The sequence below is a fragment of the Pseudomonas sp. NPDC089918 genome, from assembly GCF_050280605.1.
Taxonomy (GTDB): Bacteria; Pseudomonadota; Gammaproteobacteria; order Pseudomonadales; family Pseudomonadaceae; genus Aquipseudomonas.
On the sequence record NZ_JBNNVP010000002.1, the window covers coordinates 147,458 to 164,929 of the forward strand.

Consider the following 17,472-nt stretch of genomic DNA (forward strand, 5'->3'; position numbering starts at 1 on the left):
AGGTTTTGTGCTCGCTTGTAAAAAGTGGCAGTTGGATTCACTGCCACACTCGGAGTAATGTTCCCGCCTGTCTCACCTGATTTTCTCCAAGGAAATGGAAATATGCTGCGTCGCCGCATGCTGATCATGTTGGGTGTTGTCCTGCTAATCGTGCTGGTCCTGGCCGGTTACAAAGCCTTCTCCATCTACACGATGATGCAGGGCTTCTCCGTGCCGAAACCACCGATAAGTGTCGCCGTGGCCACCGCCACCGAACGTCCGTGGCAAAGCCGTTTGCCAACGGTCGGCACCCTCACGGCGCTGCAAGGGGTAGACCTGAGCCTGGAGATCGCCGGCACCGTCAAGGAGGTGCAGTTCGAGTCGGGACAGAAGGTCAAGGCCGGTCAGCCGATCCTGCAACTCGATACCGCCGTTGAAACGGCCCTGCTGGCAACTGCTCAAGCCGACCTGGGACTGGCGCAACTGGATTACGGTCGCGGCAGCCAATTGGTGGGCAGCCAGGCCATTTCCAAAGGCGAGTTCGACCGACTCTCGGCGGTGTTGCAAAAGAGTCGTGCCACGGTCAATCAGCTCAAGGCGGCACTGGAGAGAAAACGCATCCTCGCTCCGTTCAGCGGCACCATCGGCATTCGTCAGGTAGACGTCGGCGACTACGTGGCCAGCGGCACGATGATCGCCACCCTGCAAGACATCAGCAGCCTCTACGTCGACTTCTTTGTGCCCGAACAATCGGTGCCGAAAATCGCCCTCGGCCAACCGGTACAAGTCATTGTCTCAGCCTACCCGACAGAGAGTTTCCCCGGCACTATCAGTGCGATCAACCCGAAGGTCGAGAGCAGCACCCGCAACGTGCTGGTGCGCGCAACCCTGGCCAACCCCGATGACAAACTGCTGCCGGGGATGTTCGCCAGCCTGCAGGTGATGTTGCCCGATCCGCAGCCACGCATCGTCGTGCCGGAAAGCGCGATCAGCTACACCCTTTATGGCAACTCGCTGTACGTCGTCGCGCAGAAAAAGGCCGAAGACGGCAGCCTCGAAAAAGACGACAAGGGCGAGCCGATCCTGATCGCCGAGCGGCGCTTCATCGAAACCGGCGAACGCCGCGACGGGATGGTCATGATCACCAAAGGCGTGCAGAACGGCGAAAAAGTGGTCACGGGGGGCCAGATCAAACTGGACCACGGCGCACACATTGCCATTAGCGACGACAAGACCCTAGCCGAGAAGAGCAGTCAGCCGCACGCTGACTGATCAAGGAATCCCCATGGCTTTTACCGACCCGTTCATCCGCCGCCCGGTGCTCGCCACCGTGGTCAGCCTGTTGATTGTGCTGCTGGGCTTCCAGGCCTGGAGCAAATTGCCGCTGCGCCAATACCCGCAAATGGAAAACGCCCTGATCACGGTGACCACCGCTTATCCCGGGGCTAACGCCGAAACCATCCAGGGTTACATCACCCAACCGATGCAGCAGAGCCTGGCCAGCGCCGAAGGCATCGACTACATGACGTCGGTCAGTCGCCAGAACTTCTCGGTGATCTCGATCTACGCACGCATTGGCGCCAACAGCGATCGCTTGTTCACCGAGCTGCTGGCCAAGGCCAACGAGGTCAAAAACCAGCTACCTCAGGACGCCGAAGACCCGGTGCTGAGCAAGGAAGCCGCCGACGCTTCGGCGCTGATGTACATCAGCTTCTTCAGCGACGAACTGAGTAATCCGCAGATCACCGATTACCTGTCACGGGTTATCCAGCCGAAACTGGCGACCCTGCCGGGCATGGCCGAAGCCGAGATTCTTGGCAACCAGGTATTCGCCATGCGCCTGTGGCTGGACCCGGTGAAACTCGCCGGTTACGGCCTGAGCGCCAGCGATGTGACCAACGCCGTGCGCCAGTACAACTTCCTCTCCGCCGCCGGCGAAGTGAAAGGCGAGTATGTAGTCACCAGCATCAACGCCAACACCGAACTCAAATCCGCCGAAGCCTTCGGCGCGATTCCGCTCAAGGTCGATGGCGACAGCCGCGTGCTGTTACGGGACGTGGCGCGGGTCGAGATGGGCGCGGAGAACTACAACACCATCAGCTCTTTTGGCGGCACCCCCTCGGTGTACATCGGTATCAAGGCTACCCCAGGCGCCAACCCGCTGGATGTGATCAGGGAAGTGCGCAAGATCATGCCGGAGCTGGAAGCCCAGCTGCCGCCGAACCTGAAAGGTGAAATCGCCTACGACGCCACGCTGTTCATTCAAGCGTCTATCGACGAAGTGGTGAAAACCCTGTTCGAAGCGGTGCTGATCGTGATCGTGGTGGTGTTCCTGTTTCTCGGCGCCTTGCGCTCGGTGGTGATCCCGGTGGTCACCATTCCGCTGTCGATGATCGGCGTGATGTTCTTCATGCAGATGATGGGCTACTCGATCAACCTGCTGACCCTGCTGGCGATGGTATTGGCCATCGGGCTGGTGGTGGACGATGCCATCGTGGTGGTGGAAAACATCCACCGGCATATCGAAGAAGGCAAGACGCCGCTGGACGCGGCTATCGAGGGTGCCCGGGAAATCGCCATGCCGGTGGTGTCGATGACCATCACCCTGGCGGCGGTCTATGCGCCGATCGGCTTCCTGACAGGTCTGACGGGGGCGCTGTTCAAGGAATTCGCCCTGACCCTGGCCGGGGCGGTGGTGATCTCCGGCGTCGTTGCCCTGACGCTGTCGCCGATGATGTGCGCCCTGCTGCTGCGCCACGATGAAAACCCTACCGGCCTGGCCCATCGCCTGGACGTGATCTTCGAGGGTCTCAAACGCCGCTACCAGAGTGTGCTTCATGGCACCCTCAACACCCGGCCGGTGGTGCTGGTGTTCGCGGTGATCGTGCTGTGCCTGATTCCGGTGCTGCTGAAATTCACCAAATCGGAGCTGGCGCCGGACGAAGACCAAGGCGTGATCTTCATGATGGCCAGCGCTCCGCAGACGGCCAACCTCGACTACCTGAACACCTACACCGACGAGTTCCTCACGATTTTCAAAGAGTTCCCCGAGTACTACTCCTCATTCCAGATCAACGGTTTCAACGGCGTGCAATCGGGGATCGGCGGCTTCCTGCTCAAACCCTGGAACGAACGCGACCGGACCCAGATGCAGATCCTCCCCGAGGTCCAAAGCAAGCTGGAGAGCATCCCCGGGTTACAAATCTTCGGCTTCAACCTGCCTTCCCTGCCGGGTACCGGCGAAGGTTTGCCGTTTCAATTCGTGATCAACTCGGCCAACACTTACGAGTCGTTGCTGGAGGTAATGGACCGGGTGAAAAAAAGAGCGATGGAATCCGGCAAGTTCGCTTTTGTCGATGTTGACCTGGCCTTCGACAAACCCGAAATCGTCGTCGATATCGATCGAGCCAAGGCCGCACAAATGGGCGTGTCCATGCAGGCCCTGGGCGGGACCCTGGCGACGTTACTGGGTGAGGCGGAGATCAACCGTTTCACTATCGAAGGCCGCAGCTACAAAGTCATTGCGCAGGTGGAGCGACCTTTTCGCGATAACCCCGACTGGCTGAACCACTATTACGTCAAGAACACCAAGGGCGAATTGCTGCCCCTGTCGACCCTGATCACCGTGACCGACCGGGCTCGGCCGCGCCAGTTGAACCAGTTCCAGCAACTCAATTCGGCAATTCTTTCCGGGGTCCCGCTGGTCAGCATGGGTGAAGCCATCGACACCGTGCGCCAGATCGCTCGAGAAGAAGCTCCGGCAGGTTACGCCGTCGACTATGCCGGCGCATCACGGCAATACGTTCAGGAAGGCAGCGCGCTATGGGTCACCTTCGCCCTGGCGCTGGCGATCATCTTCCTGGTGCTGGCAGCCCAGTTCGAAAGTTTCCGCGACCCACTGGTGATTCTGGTCACCGTGCCGCTGTCGATCTGTGGCGCGTTGATCCCGCTGTTCCTTGGCTGGTCGAGCATGAACATCTATACCCAGGTGGGATTGGTGACGTTGATCGGGCTGATCAGCAAGCACGGGATCCTGATCGTCGAGTTCGCCAACCAGTTGCGCAAGGAGAAGGGCCTGTCGCCTCGCGAGGCGGTGGAGGAAGCGGCGGCCATTCGCCTGCGTCCGGTGTTGATGACCACGGCGGCGATGGTGTTCGGCATGGTGCCGTTGATCATCGCCACGGGCGCGGGTGCGGTCAGCCGGTTCGACATCGGCACGGTGATCGCGACGGGGATGTCGATCGGGACGCTGTTCACGTTGTTTGTGTTGCCGTGCATCTACACGTTGCTGGCCAAGCCCGATAAACCTTGACGTCAAAAGATCGCAGCCTTCGGCAGCTCCTACATGATCGTTCCCACGCTCTGCGTGGGAATGCAGCCCGGGACGCTCTGCGTCCCATCAAAAGCCGAACGCGGAGCGTCCGTGGAGACATTCCCACGCAGAGCGTGGGAACGATCGGCACAAAAAAGGCCTCGCAACTGCGAGGCCTTTTATTTGGGCTTCAATCTGTTCAACTCTGTGGCCTCAGTCCCTGAGAAAGTCCGAACATGAACAGTAACAAGTCATGATCGGGTTGAGTGGCCACGGGTGCTTTGGCAACCCGGGGCAACGGACAATGCGCGTCACCGTGCACGGAGCTGAGGACTTGCGTGCGGGGTTGCTCCCAGGCCGCCACCGCCAATGAAGCAACTGCCAAGGCTCCGGCTAAAAACAAACCTCGTGCAATTTCGAGTTTCATTGTTATAAGCCTTTGATAGCGCTGCCAAACGCCGTCTCATAAAAATAGACGAGTTTTTTCCAGTCCGTATCGCTGAACGACGAGTGGCGACGCAGTTGCTTCAGGTCATGGGCCGCCGCTTGATGGGGGGTCAAGCGCTGCCGACATTTTTCCAGATCGATCAACGCCACTTCGACCTTGGCTGACTCGCCTTCGCCGGTGACCCTCACGAATACATGCTTGATGTAGATACAGCCGTGTTGCCAACGGCCCTTGTGCATGCGGGCCAGGTTATCGGCCAGATCCTTCAACACGCGATCGTGCACCGCCTCACCATAACGCTCGCGACCGCCACCCGCGTACCAGTGTTGGATTTCCCCGAAGCCATCCAGGGACTTGGTAACCAGCAATGCGCGCCATTTGTGCACGGGATCGCGCTGCGCCCCGCAGAAAACGATTTCCGGAACACGAACGTTGAGCAGACGCAGGCCAATGAGCGCATCGCGCTCGCGCAACACCGTCGGTCGGCCGAACGGGTGTAACGCACTGCGATAGATATGCCCGGTTTGACGCTTGGTGTAGAGCAACTGTCCATCACTGCCCCTAACGCGCTGCACGCCACTTTCGCCACCGCGACGGACGTTGGGTTCTTCTACCCATTCACCGCGCAGGTTCCAGAAGTAGTCGAAGCGGTCCTGAGAAGCCACTTCTGTTTGTGCTGCCCATTGCATTGCCATCTTGTTACCTCTTGCGTAATACGTATACCCGCCACAGGGCATAGAACGGTAAAAAATCCAGATGTTCCTGGATCCGAAAACCTGCCTGCTCGAATTCCTTTTCAACCGTGGCGGCCGGTAACACAAATCGATTCTGGTAACCCTCCTGACTACGTCGTTTCTCCGCGCGCTTGCGTTTCCAGGCCTTGAAATTGCCGTCCACCCACAACGAAACAATCACGCTGTCACGGGTGACTCGTTCGAATTCGCGCAGGATGGCCAGTCGATGCTCGGCTTCACCGATGTGATGAAGCAAGCGCATGCAGAAAATGCTGTCGACGGCGTTATCGGGCAAGGCAATGTCGAATGCAGAAGTGTGCAAGGGTTGTACCCGTTTCACCACGTCGGCGGGTTGCGCCTGCATGGCAGTCTTCAACATGGACTCCGAGTTGTCGGCCCCGATGATGACGCGGTTGTGTTTTTCCGCCAGCAGCGGCCAGAAACGCCCCGCGCCGCACGGTAAATCGAGGACCAATCCTGGCTCACCGGCCAGCGTCAGCGCTTTTCGCGCCAATTGTTCGTCACGCCAATGGGACAGTCGGCGGCTGGGACCGTCCTGATGCTTGCGCAAATATTTCTGGGCGTGTTGATCGTCGTACTTTTCGGAAAAATCGAGTTTGATCGGACCAGCCATCACTGCAGTCTCCTGAACTTCTGATGACCACCACCTTAGGTAGCGTCGTGTCAGTGTCAGGTCGTGCCTTTGTGAAAAAATTGTCATGTAAAACCCGGAATTATTTCAGGGTTTTACAGGGCCAATTCAGGATCTTTTCGTTTTTCCTTCAGATCAAAGACGGACTCAAATCCACCTGAAAGCGGCAACCATTGGGTTCCATATTGGTCAGGCTGACGTTCCAGCCCTGGTTCTCGCAAATCCGTTGCACCAGCGATAGCCCTAACCCGAGGCCCTCGCCGCGTTTCTCGTTGCCGCGCACGAAAGGCTCGAACATCGCCTCGCGTTTTTCCTCGGGAATGCCTACGCCACTGTCCTCGACCACGAACCCCGTGTCCGTCAGGGCGAGGAGGATGTAGCCGTGCTCGGTGTAATGCAGCGCATTACGCAACAGGTTGCCCATCACCGCATGCAAAAGCGTTGCGTTATAGCGGGTGTCCGGCGGATTTTCCGGCTCGAAGTTCAGTGTCAGGCCCTTGGCTTCGATCGGCTCGCGCCATTGAGAAAGTAGCCCGTCGGCCACTTGGCTAAGGGTCTGCTGGGGAGCCATGCTGGCGTCTTCATGTTGAGCGCGAGCCAGCATGAGGAAGGTTTGCACCAGCTCGCGCATCTCGGCACACGCACGGGCGATTCGCTCCACCTGAGCACGGCCGCGCTGATCGATACCAGGATTTTCCAGCAACAGTTCACAGGAACTGGCCAACACCATCAACGGCGTGCGTAGCTCGTGGCTGACGTCACTGGTGAACAATCGCTCACGGGTCAATGCTTGACGCAAACGCCCAAGGGTGGCGTCGAAGGCCACGGCCAGCTCGCCCACTTCATCGGCGGCATAGTCCGGCGCCAGTGGCGGCGCCAGCCCTAGCAGTTGATCGCGATGACGCACCTGACGGGCCAGTCGCACCACTGGCGCCATGACCTTGCGTGCCAGCACCCAGCCCAGAAATACCGCCAATGCCAGGCTCAGTACGAAACCCACCAGCACCACGGCAAACAGCACCCGCTCACGCTCTTCGAAATCGCTCTGGTCCTGCATCAGCACGTAACGCCGACCGTCAACGACTTCGACCATCGCGTGATATGACAGCTGCTCGCGAAAGACTTCATGAAAGCCTGAGTCCAGGTGTCGCAAATCCTTGGGTAATTCGAAGTCGCCCGGGCCGCCGCTGAAATAGAACAGTTGGTCCGGCTCGGGGCGGTGGCTCCAGTCCGACACGCTGTCCATCAGCAGCAGGCGTTGCAAATCGCCGCCCAGACCTGCCGAAATCAGTTTCTCTTCCACCAGGTGCACGGTCGCCACAATGCCCATGGCGAAGGCTCCCGCCACCAGCGCGCTCATCAACGCAAAGGCAATGATGATCCGTTGCGCAAGGCTCTGTTTAAACTCCATCACGGCCCTCGGCCAAGCGATAACCGACGCCATGCACCGTGTGCAGCAAGGGCTTGTCGAACGGCTTGTCGATCACCTGACGCAGTTGATGGACGTGGCTGCGCAGGCTGTCGCTGTCCGGACAGTCATCGCCCCACAGGGCTTCTTCGAGAACTTCGCGGCGTAATACATGGGGGCTTTTCTGCATCAACACGGCCAGCAACTTCAGGCCCACCGGGTTGAGTTTCAGCAGACGGCCTTCGCGCGTGACTTCTAGGGTATCCAGGTCGTAGCTCAGATCACCGACTTGCAAGGCACGGCGACCGCCCCCTTGGGCGCGGCGCATGACCGCCTCGATCCGCGCGGCGAGTTCGGACAGGGCAAAGGGTTTGATCAAATAGTCGTCTGCACCGGATTTGAAGCCTTGCAAACGGTCATCCAGTTGATCGCGGGCAGTGAGCATGATCACTGGCGTGTCGCGGCGGGCGTCTTCGCGCAGACGTTTGCACAGGGTGTAACCGTCGATGCCAGGCAGCATGATGTCGAGCACGATCAAATCGTAATGCTCGGTGGCCGCCAGGTGCAGGCCCGACAAACCGTCCTGCGCGCAATCCACGGTGTAACCCTTGAGCCCCAGATAATCGGCCAGATTGGCCAGGATATCGCGGTTGTCTTCAACCAATAGAATTCGCATCGGCACCTCCTCCGTACACAGTAACGGCTGTCTTGGCGCGCAGCTTAAGGCCAAGTGTGGCTCAGGGATAGGGTGGCGTGCAGGGGTAAATCCGACAAAAAAAACCTGAAACGGCCTTAACAAGTTTTTCACCATCGATTCACAAGCTGACGACAGAGGCGTGTTCAGACTCCCGCGGTTGTGCTCTTCAGAACATTTCACCCACCAAGGAATTGCCATGGCTTCGACCGCTGCCCGCCCCGCTTCCAGGCCACTGAATGCCTGGCTATGCCTGGGAGTGCCCGCCATTGCGGCGATCACCCTGCTGTTGCTCGAACTGACGTCCCTGGACATGGACCTTGCCAAGCTGTTCTATGACCCGGTCGCCGGGGCGTTCATCGGGCGACACAGTTACTTCCTGGAAGACATCCTGCATGACCGGGCCAAGCAAGTGGTCATCGCCTTCTCGGTGTTCGCCATCCTGGGCTTCATCGGCGCCTTTTTCATGGACAGGCTCAAACCGTTCAAACGTGAACTGGGTTGCCTGGTGTTGTCTCTGGCACTGGCAACCTCGTTTGTCACCCCGGTCAAAGCGGTGACGGCGGTGCAATGCCCATGGAGCCTGGAGCAATTCGGCGGGCACGAAACCTACAGCGAACTGCTCAGCCCTCGCCCGCATACCGACAAGCCGGGCCGCTGCTGGCCTGGTGGTCATGCGGCGACCGGTTTCACTTTGTTTGCGCTGTTCTTCGTGTTGCGCGACCGTCGACCGAGGCTGGCGCGCAAAGCGTTCGTCCTGGCCTTTGCGTTGGGTTCGGTGTTTTCCATCAGCCGGATGATGCAGGGCGCGCACTTCTTTTCGCACAACGTGTGGACGGCGATTTTCTGCTGGTTGATTTGTCTGGGGGCGTATTACTACATTCTTTATCAACCAGTTCCCAAGGTTGAGCGGGAGAGTGAGGCAGAACCGGTCAGCGCCTGAAGGCTGCGATCTTTTGAGGTTGATCTTATGAAGGGCAATAAAAAACCCCGCCTGCTCAACGCAGGCGGGGTTTTTATGTACGGGGTAAGGCTGGCTTACATCATGCCGCCCATGCCGCCCATACCGCCCATGTCTGGCATGCCGCCGCCAGCTGGTGCGTCGTCCTTGATCTCAGCGATCATGGCTTCGGTGGTGATCATCAGGCTGGCAATCGACGAAGCCGCTTGCAGAGCCGAACGAGTCACTTTAGCCGGGTCCAGGATACCCATTTCGATCATGTCGCCGTATTCGCCGGTAGCAGCGTTGTAACCGTAGTTACCCGAACCCTGCTTGACCTTGTCGACAACTACGCTTGGCTCGTCGCCGGAGTTGGCAACGATCTGACGCAGTGGCGCTTCAACAGCGCGACGCAGCAACTGGATGCCAACGTTCTGGTCATCGTTGTCGCCTTTCAGCTCGGAGATAGCCTGCAGAGCGCGAACCAGTGCCACGCCGCCGCCAGGTACCACGCCTTCTTCAACGGCTGCACGGGTAGCGTGCAGGGCGTCTTCAACGCGGGCTTTCTTCTCTTTCATTTCAACTTCGGAACCGGCGCCAACCTTGATCACTGCAACGCCGCCGGACAGTTTGGCCAGGCGCTCTTGCAGTTTTTCACGGTCGTAATCGGACGAAGTGTCAGCCACTTGCTGACGGATCTGCAGAACGCGAGCCTGGATGTCAGCCTCAACGCCGGCACCGTCGATCACGGTGGTGTTTTCTTTGGACAGGATCACGCGCTTGGCATTACCCAGGTGTTCCAGGGTAGTGCTTTCCAGGCTCAGACCGATCTCTTCGGAGATAACGGTACCGCCAGTCAGAACAGCGATGTCCTGCAGCATGGCCTTGCGACGGTCGCCGAAGCCTGGAGCCTTGACGGCTGCGACTTTAACGATGCCACGCATGTTGTTCACAACCAGAGTCGCCAGGGCTTCGCCTTCAACGTCTTCGGCAACGATCAGCAGTGGACGGCCGGCTTTGGCAACGGCTTCCAGTACTGGCAGCATTTCGCGGATGTTCGAGATCTTTTTGTCGACCAGCAGGATCAGCGGACCGTCCAGCTCGGCAGTCATGGTCTCTGGCTTGTTGACGAAGTACGGGGACAGGTAGCCTCGGTCGAACTGCATGCCTTCAACAACCGACAGTTCGTTTTCCAGGCCCGAGCCTTCTTCAACGGTGATCACGCCTTCTTTACCGACTTTTTCCATGGCTTCGGCAATGATGTCGCCGATGGAGCTGTCGGAGTTGGCCGAGATGGTGCCGACCTGAGCGATGGCCTTGGTGTCAGCGCAAGGCTTGGACAGGGCTTTGAGCTCTTTGACGATGGCGATGGTCGCTTTGTCGATACCGCGCTTCAAGTCCATCGGGTTCATGCCGGCAGCGACGGCTTTCAGGCCTTCGTTGACGATCGACTGAGCCAGAACGGTAGCGGTGGTGGTGCCGTCGCCTGCGTCATCGTTGGCACGGGAGGCAACGTCTTTGACCAGCTGCGCGCCCATGTTTTCGAAGCGATCTTTCAGCTCGATTTCTTTGGCAACGGAAACGCCGTCCTTGGTGATGGTCGGAGCGCCGAAGCTCTTCTCGATGATCACGTTACGGCCTTTAGGGCCCAGGGTCGCTTTTACTGCGTCAGCCAGGACGTTGACACCGGCGAGCATTTTCTTGCGGGCGGAATCGCCGAATTTAACTTCTTTAGCAGCCATGATCGATATTCCTTAAATACTTTGTAGTAGCGGGAAAATGAGCGGGGAATCAGCCTTCGATTACTGCGAGGATTTCGCTCTCGCCAATTACCAGCAGGTCTTCGCCGTCAACTTTCACAGTGTTGCTGCCGGAGTAAGGGCCGAACACAACCTTGTCACCCACTTTCACGGCCAGCGCACGCACTTCACCGTTGTCCAGTGCTTTGCCTGGGCCTACAGCGAGGACTTCACCCTGGTTTGGCTTTTCAGCAGCCGAACCTGGCAGGACGATACCGCCAGCGGTTTTCTTTTCTTCTTCGCTGCGACGGACGACGACGCGGTCATGCAGAGGACGAAGCTTCATTGTCGATCTCTCCTAATTGTGGTTTTCATCGGCCGGTGTAGTCCCGGCGGGTTTAACAAATCCGGCGGCGCCGGGTGCGGTTCGTCAAGCGAACCGCGGAAGTCTGTCTGGCGCAATTGCCAGAAACCTTGCGGTGACCGTTACATAAGGGCGTACAAGCTTATTTCAAGGGCGGGGAGCGAAAAATTTTTATCTCAATGCCCTGGAAATGAACACGACACCCGAAGGTGCCGTGTCGATGGAAGGGTTACTTGGAATCGCGGTGTTCGAACTCGCCTTCGATCACGTTCGGCTCACGGCCCAGTGGCTGCCGCGGAGCAGGACCGCCCCGTGGCTGAAGGTCATCGGCGAACGCACGCTGACGCATCGCTTGTTCCTCGGCGCGCAGACGCATTTTGTTCGCCAGCAGCCGACGAGAGATCGGCAGCAACATGATCAGGCCCAGCACGTCGGTGACGAAGCCCGGCAGGATCAACAGACCGCCCGCCAGGGCCAGCATCAGGCCTTCGAGCATGGTCTGGGCCGGCAGCTCACCGCGGTTCAGGCTTTCACGGGCGCGCAGCGCAGTAGCAAGACCGGCGACACGCAGCACGAACACGCCGAGCATCGAGCCGAGAATGATCAGCAGCAGGGCCGGGAAAAACCCGATCGCCCCGCTGACCTTGACGAATACGAACAGCTCCAACACCGGGAACAGTACAAAGAGCAACAAAAAAGGGCGCATCAAATGGTTCCTCAACGCAAGAATGCCTTGCCAGTTTTCCTTAGATGACGTCGCCGTTTCGTGAATTCAAGCGTCGGCCACTTCATTTTTCGGCCAATGCTCGGCGTGAGCCAGGAAAACCAAGGCTTCCCGGACTTGTGTCGGCGTATTACAGGGCGTTTGAAACGGTAGCCAGTAAAGTCCCTGACCAATGCGCAAGTGCATGCCTTCTGAGTCAATACCGGTCAATTGCGCCGGGGTGGTTTTCGGCAGCCCTGCCAGGTCTACGTAGTGGGCGATGGCTTTGGCGTGATCGGCATTCATGTGCTCGACCATACTCACTTCGGCTTTGCCGGCGAACGGGTTGGCTAGGGTCAACTGATCGATCCAGTGGATCGCGCCGAAGCCGCCAATGTAGCGGTGACGTACCTCTTTGAGCACCCAGAAATCGAAATCATGGGCCTTGTGATAGTTCTGCGAATCGGGGAAATAGCGGTAGTAACGCTCGGCGGCCGCCTCGATAGCAGCGGGATCTTGAAGCTTTTCTGCCTCGGCGAGGTAAGTCAGGCGACCAACGGCTTGTACGTCTTCGGCTTCACGCTCACCCACCAGCAGCGAACATTTCGGATCTTTCTGCAGGTTGTGAGTGTGCTGAGCGATGCGGCTAATAAGGATCAGCGGTCGGCCCTGCTCATCCAGGCAGTAGGGAACCACGGAGCCAAACGGGAAACCGGGCATCGCTTTGGAGTGCGTCGAGAGCACTCCACGGTATTCCTTGAGAAGCAATTCTCGGGCATGCTTAGCCACTACAACGCTCAATTTATGACTCCTTATATAGAATCCGTCAAAAAAACGGACAGGCGCCTGGGTAAAGTTCCAGCACGCCATAGGGGCAGTTCTCATGTGCAGCCAGGCCATATCAGGCTCAGATCGAGAGGCCCTCTAGAATAGAAGGAAAACCACTCCGAACTGCTATGGGGCTATGCGAATGCAACTCACTGACAAAGTAATCATTATCACCGGCGGTTGCCAGGGTTTAGGCCGTTCCATGGCCGAGTACCTTGCAGGCAAAGGCGCGAAGCTGGCACTGGTGGACCTGAATCAGGAAAAACTCGACGCTGCTGTCGCGGCTTGCAAAGCCAAGGGTGTCGAGGCCCGCGCCTACCTGTGCAACGTCGCCGATGAAGAGCAGGTGACCCATATGGCCGCTCAGGTGGCCGACGATTTCGGCGCGATCCATGGCCTGATCAACAATGCCGGCATTCTGCGCGATGGCCTGCTGCTGAAGGTCAAGGATGGCGAAATGACCAAGATGAGCCTGGCCCAATGGCAGGCAGTCATCGACGTCAATCTGACCGGTGTGTTCCTGTGCACCCGTGAAGTCGCGGCAAAAATGATCGAGCTGCAAAACAGCGGCGCGATCATCAATATCTCGTCGATTTCGCGCGCCGGCAACGTTGGCCAGACCAACTACTCCGCCGCCAAGGCCGGTGTCGCTGCGGCGACCGTGACCTGGGCCAAGGAACTGGCGCGCTACGGCATTCGCGTGGCGGGCATTGCGCCGGGTTTCATCGAAACCGAGATGACCCTGAGCATGAAACCGGAAGCGCTGGAGAAAATGACGTCCGGGATTCCGCTCAAGCGCATGGGCAAACCCGAAGAGATTGCCCAGTCGGCCGCCTACATTTTCGAGAACGACTACTACACCGGTCGGATTCTGGAATTGGATGGCGGGTTACGGATCTAGGGTCAACACAAAACAAATGTGGGAGCGGGCTTGCTCGCGAAAGCGGTGGTTCAGTCAACTTATCTGTTGAATGTTATACCGTCTTCGCGAGCAAGCCCGCTCCCACAATGGATCGCATTGCTTCAGCGAATCAATCGTCGCTGACGGTAATGTTCGGCATCGCTGGCGTCGCCGCTTCCTGCAACACAATCCGCGCGCCGACATGGCGGGCCAGTTCCTGGTAAACCATCGCGATCTGGCTGTCCGGCTCGGCGATCACCGTTGGCTTGCCGCCATCGGCCTGTTCGCGGATCAGCATCGACAGTGGCAACGAAGCCAACAGTTCGACACCGTACTGGTTGGCCAGCTTCACACCGCCACCCTCACCGAACAGATGCTCGGCATGCCCGCAGTTGGAACAGATGTGCACGGCCATGTTTTCCACCACGCCCAGCACCGGGATGTTGACCTTGCGGAACATCTCCACGCCTTTGCGCGCGTCCAGCAATGCCAGATCCTGCGGGGTGGTCACGATCACCGCGCCGGCCACCGGGACTTTCTGCGCCAGGGTCAACTGGATATCGCCGGTGCCTGGCGGCATGTCGATGACCAGGTAATCCAGATCGCCCCAGGCCGTTTGCGTGACCAGTTGCAACAAGGCGCCGGACACCATCGGCCCGCGCCAGACCATCGGCGTGTTGTCGTCGGTCAGGAACGCCATGGACATCACTTCGACACCATGGGACTCAATCGGAATGAACCACTTCTGATCCTTGACCTTTGGTCGGGTACCTTCAGGGATGCCGAACATGATGCCCTGGCTCGGACCGTAGATATCCGCGTCGAGAATCCCGACTTTGGCGCCTTCACGGGCCAGCGCGAGGGCCAGGTTGGCAGCCGTGGTGGACTTGCCCACGCCACCCTTGCCGGACGCTACGGCCACGACGTTCTTGACGTTGGCCAACCCCGGGATCTGTGCCTGGGCCTTGTGCGCGGCAATCACACTGGTGATCTCGACGCGCGCGGTGACGACGCCGTCCAGGCCTTCGATGGCCAGTTGCAACAACTGCGCCCAGCCGCTTTTGAACAAACCGGCGGCATAGCCCAGCTCCAGCTGGACGCTGACGCGATCACCCTGGATGTCGATGCTGCGCACGCACCCGGCGCTGACCGGGTCCTGGTTCAGGTAAGGGTCGGTGTATTGGCGAAGGACGGCTTCCACCGCTGCGCGATTGACGGCGCTCATGGGCAACTCCGATAGCAAGACTGGAAAATCAGGCGGGTATCGTACGCCGGACACACATTTGTGGCGAACAGATTACTGCGGCCAGAGAGCTTACCTGTGGCGAGGGGGCTTGCCCCCGTTCGGCTGCGTAGCAGTCGCAATACTGGAGAATGCGGAGTATCTGTCAAATCGCGGTCGCTGGTTCGGGGGGCGGCTTCGCCACCCAACGGGGGCAAGCCCCCTCGCCACAAAAGCTCTTTTGCAACAATAAGCCTTCAGGTCGCAGGGGTGAAAAATATGCGCCGGCGCTTTATAGTGGCCGACCTCCGTTTCATCAAGTAGCCGAGCCCCATGTCCGAGCCACGCAAGATCCTCGTCACCAGCGCCCTGCCCTATGCCAATGGTTCGATCCACCTCGGCCATATGCTGGAATACATCCAGACCGATATGTGGGTGCGCTTCCAGAAGCATCGCGGTAATCAATGCATTTATGTCTGCGCCGACGACGCCCACGGTTCGGCCATCATGTTGCGCGCGGAAAAGGAAGGCATCACCCCGGAACAACTGATCGCCAACGTCCAGGCTGAACACAGCGCCGACTTTGCCGAGTTCCTGGTGGACTTCGACAACTTCCACTCCACTCACGCCGAAGAAAACCGTGAGCTGTCGAGCCAGATCTACCTGAAGCTGCGCGACGCCGGGCACATCGCCACGCGCTCGATCACTCAGTACTTCGACCCGGAAAAGAAAATGTTCCTGGCCGACCGCTTCATCAAGGGCACCTGCCCGAAATGCGGCACCGAAGACCAGTACGGCGACAACTGCGAAAAATGCGGCGCAACCTACGCGCCGACCGATCTGAAGGATCCGAAATCGGCCATCTCCGGCGCCACCCCGGTGCTCAAGGATTCCCAGCACTTCTTCTTCAAGCTGCCGGACTTCCAGGAAATGCTGCAAGCCTGGACCCGCAGTGGCACGTTGCAAGAGGCCGTGGCCAACAAGATCGCCGAGTGGCTGGATGCCGGCCTGCAACAGTGGGACATTTCCCGCGATGCGCCGTACTTCGGCTTCGAGATTCCCGACGAGCCGGGCAAATATTTCTACGTGTGGCTGGATGCGCCAATCGGCTACATGGCCAGCTTCAAGAACCTCTGCGCCCGCCGTCCGGACCTGGACTTCGACGCGTTCTGGGGCAAGGATTCCACCGCCGAGCTGTACCATTTCATCGGCAAGGACATCGTCAACTTCCACGCCCTGTTCTGGCCAGCCATGCTTGAAGGCGCCGGTTTCCGCAAACCGACCGGCATCAACGTACACGGCTACCTGACCGTCAACGGCCAGAAGATGTCCAAGTCCCGCGGCACGTTCGTCAAGGCGCGGACTTACCTGGATCACCTGTCGCCGGAATACCTGCGCTACTACTACGCCGCCAAGCTGGGCCGTGGCGTCGATGACCTGGACCTGAACCTCGAAGACTTCGTGCAGAAGGTCAACTCCGACCTGGTCGGCAAAGTCGTCAACATCGCCAGCCGTTGCGCCGGTTTCATTCATAAAGGTAATGCTGGTGTACTGGTAGCCGGCAACGCCGCGCCGGAACTGACCGACGCTTTCCTGGCCGCAGCGCCAAGCATTGCCGATGCCTATGAGGCTCGCGACTTCGCACGTGCCATGCGCGAAATCATGGGCCTGGCCGACCGCGCCAACGCCTGGATCGCCGACAAGGCACCGTGGTCGCTGAACAAACAGGAAGGCAAGCAGGATGAAGTCCAGGCTATTTGCGCCTTGGGCATCAACCTGTTCCGCCAACTGGTGATTTTCCTCAAACCGGTACTGCCGCTGCTGGCCGCCGATGCCGAGGCGTTCCTGAACGTCGCCCCGCTGACCTGGAACGATCACGCGACCTTGCTCAGCAACCATCAGCTGAACGAGTTCAAACCGTTGATGACCCGCATCGACCCGGTAAAAGTACAAGCCATGACCGACGCCTCGAAAGAAGACCTGACCGCCAGCGCAACCGACACCGGCGAAGCTGCGCCCGCCGGCAACGGTGAGCTGGCCAAGGATCCGCTGTCGCCAGAGATCGAGTTCGACACCTTTGCCGCTGTAGACCTGCGCGTTGCGCTGATCGTCAAGGCCGAAGCCGTGGAAGGTGCCGACAAATTGCTGCGCCTGACCCTGGACATCGGTGACGAGCAACGCAACGTGTTCTCCGGGATCAAGAGCGCTTACCCGGACCCGTCCAAGCTCAATGGTCGCCTGACCATGATGATCGCCAACCTCAAGCCCCGCAAAATGAAATTCGGGATCTCTGAAGGCATGGTGATGGCGGCAGGCCCTGGCGGTGAAGAAATCTACCTGCTGAGCCCCGACAGCGGCGCCAAGCCGGGTCAACGCATCAAGTAAGGCTCGATCCGCTGGACCGATCCCACAGTCGTGCCTGGCATGACTGTGGGTTTTTCATGTCTGGCCCATACTATCTCTCAACTCCTGCCTCACCTTGTAGGAGCTGTCGCAGCCTGCGGCAGCGCCTACAGATTTACCCAGCAGCCCAACGATGTGTGGACAC

Annotated in this window: 15 protein-coding genes; 5 read left to right on the forward strand and 10 right to left on the reverse strand. The window is 58.9% G+C overall.

Going from position 1 to position 17,472, the window contains the following annotated elements; all coding sequences use genetic code 11:
- Nucleotides 1–102 precede the first annotated feature (102 nt).
- Together ACQKPC_RS02160 and ACQKPC_RS02165 are read left to right on the forward strand one after the other, a co-directional pair.
- A complete protein-coding gene (locus tag ACQKPC_RS02160) occupies nucleotides 103–1,251 on the forward strand; it encodes an efflux RND transporter periplasmic adaptor subunit (RefSeq protein WP_427622953.1) in 1,149 nt (382 codons plus the stop codon).
- 13 nt (nucleotides 1,252–1,264) lie between these two features.
- Nucleotides 1,265–4,291, forward strand: a complete 3,027-nt coding sequence (locus ACQKPC_RS02165; protein WP_427622954.1) for a multidrug efflux RND transporter permease subunit — start codon at nucleotides 1,265–1,267, stop codon at nucleotides 4,289–4,291.
- Nucleotides 4,292–4,490: 199 nt separating this feature from the next.
- On the opposite strand, the gene ACQKPC_RS02170 is transcribed toward ACQKPC_RS02165, so the two are convergent.
- The 5 genes from ACQKPC_RS02170 to colR all read right to left on the reverse strand — a co-directional run bounded on the left by ACQKPC_RS02170 (nucleotide 4,491) and on the right by colR (nucleotide 8,209).
- Complete coding sequence (locus ACQKPC_RS02170; protein WP_026331876.1) at nucleotides 4,491–4,718, reverse strand: hypothetical protein; 228 nt, start codon at nucleotides 4,716–4,718, stop codon at nucleotides 4,491–4,493.
- Between the two features lie 2 nt (nucleotides 4,719–4,720).
- Nucleotides 4,721–5,434: a lipopolysaccharide kinase InaA family protein gene (locus ACQKPC_RS02175; RefSeq protein WP_427622955.1), complete on the reverse strand. Its 714-nt coding sequence runs from the start codon at nucleotides 5,432–5,434 to the stop codon at nucleotides 4,721–4,723.
- A gap of 4 nt (nucleotides 5,435–5,438) precedes the next feature.
- Nucleotides 5,439–6,107, reverse strand: coding sequence for a class I SAM-dependent methyltransferase (locus tag ACQKPC_RS02180; protein ID WP_427622956.1), 669 nt, complete (start codon nucleotides 6,105–6,107; stop codon nucleotides 5,439–5,441).
- Between the two features lie 148 nt (nucleotides 6,108–6,255).
- Nucleotides 6,256–7,536 carry a sensor histidine kinase gene (locus ACQKPC_RS02185; RefSeq protein WP_427622957.1) on the reverse strand — a complete coding sequence of 427 codons (1,281 nt, stop codon included), beginning with the start codon at nucleotides 7,534–7,536 and terminating at the stop codon, nucleotides 6,256–6,258.
- On the reverse strand, nucleotides 7,526–8,209 hold the full coding sequence (colR, locus tag ACQKPC_RS02190) for a two-component system response regulator ColR (protein WP_008069526.1): 684 nt from the start codon (nucleotides 8,207–8,209) through the stop codon (nucleotides 7,526–7,528). The genes ACQKPC_RS02185 and colR overlap by 11 nt, the downstream gene beginning before the upstream one ends.
- Before the next feature lie 217 nt (nucleotides 8,210–8,426).
- Here colR and ACQKPC_RS02195 point away from each other — a divergent pair, with 217 nt between their 5' ends.
- On the forward strand, nucleotides 8,427–9,170 hold the full coding sequence (locus ACQKPC_RS02195) for a phosphatase PAP2 family protein (protein ID WP_427622958.1): 744 nt from the start codon (nucleotides 8,427–8,429) through the stop codon (nucleotides 9,168–9,170).
- Nucleotides 9,171–9,265: 95 nt separating this feature from the next.
- On the opposite strand, the gene groL is transcribed toward ACQKPC_RS02195, so the two are convergent.
- From groL to ACQKPC_RS02215, 4 genes are all read right to left on the reverse strand, one after another.
- A complete protein-coding gene (gene groL, locus ACQKPC_RS02200; RefSeq protein WP_074874047.1) occupies nucleotides 9,266–10,909 on the reverse strand; it encodes a chaperonin GroEL in 1,644 nt (547 codons plus the stop codon).
- Nucleotides 10,910–10,958: 49 nt separating this feature from the next.
- Entirely contained in the window at nucleotides 10,959–11,252 is a 294-nt protein-coding gene (locus ACQKPC_RS02205; RefSeq protein WP_007898444.1) for a co-chaperone GroES, read from the reverse strand.
- Nucleotides 11,253–11,499: 247 nt separating this feature from the next.
- Entirely contained in the window at nucleotides 11,500–11,976 is a 477-nt protein-coding gene (locus ACQKPC_RS02210; protein WP_427622959.1) for an FxsA family protein, read from the reverse strand.
- 66 nt (nucleotides 11,977–12,042) lie between these two features.
- Entirely contained in the window at nucleotides 12,043–12,774 is a 732-nt protein-coding gene (locus ACQKPC_RS02215) for a HugZ family protein (RefSeq protein ID WP_427622960.1), read from the reverse strand.
- A 169-nt stretch (nucleotides 12,775–12,943) separates the two neighbouring features.
- Between ACQKPC_RS02215 and ACQKPC_RS02220 the strand changes: the two genes are divergently transcribed.
- On the forward strand, nucleotides 12,944–13,702 hold the full coding sequence (locus ACQKPC_RS02220) for an SDR family oxidoreductase (protein ID WP_427622961.1): 759 nt from the start codon (nucleotides 12,944–12,946) through the stop codon (nucleotides 13,700–13,702).
- A 130-nt stretch (nucleotides 13,703–13,832) separates the two neighbouring features.
- Here ACQKPC_RS02220 and apbC read toward each other — a convergent pair whose 3' ends face one another.
- Nucleotides 13,833–14,927, reverse strand: a complete 1,095-nt coding sequence (gene apbC / locus ACQKPC_RS02225) for an iron-sulfur cluster carrier protein ApbC (RefSeq protein WP_008069516.1) — start codon at nucleotides 14,925–14,927, stop codon at nucleotides 13,833–13,835.
- A gap of 330 nt (nucleotides 14,928–15,257) precedes the next feature.
- On the opposite strand from apbC, the gene metG reads away from it, so the two are divergent.
- Complete coding sequence (gene metG, locus ACQKPC_RS02230) at nucleotides 15,258–17,309, forward strand: methionine--tRNA ligase (protein ID WP_008069514.1); 2,052 nt, start codon at nucleotides 15,258–15,260, stop codon at nucleotides 17,307–17,309.
- Nucleotides 17,310–17,472 lie beyond the last annotated feature (163 nt).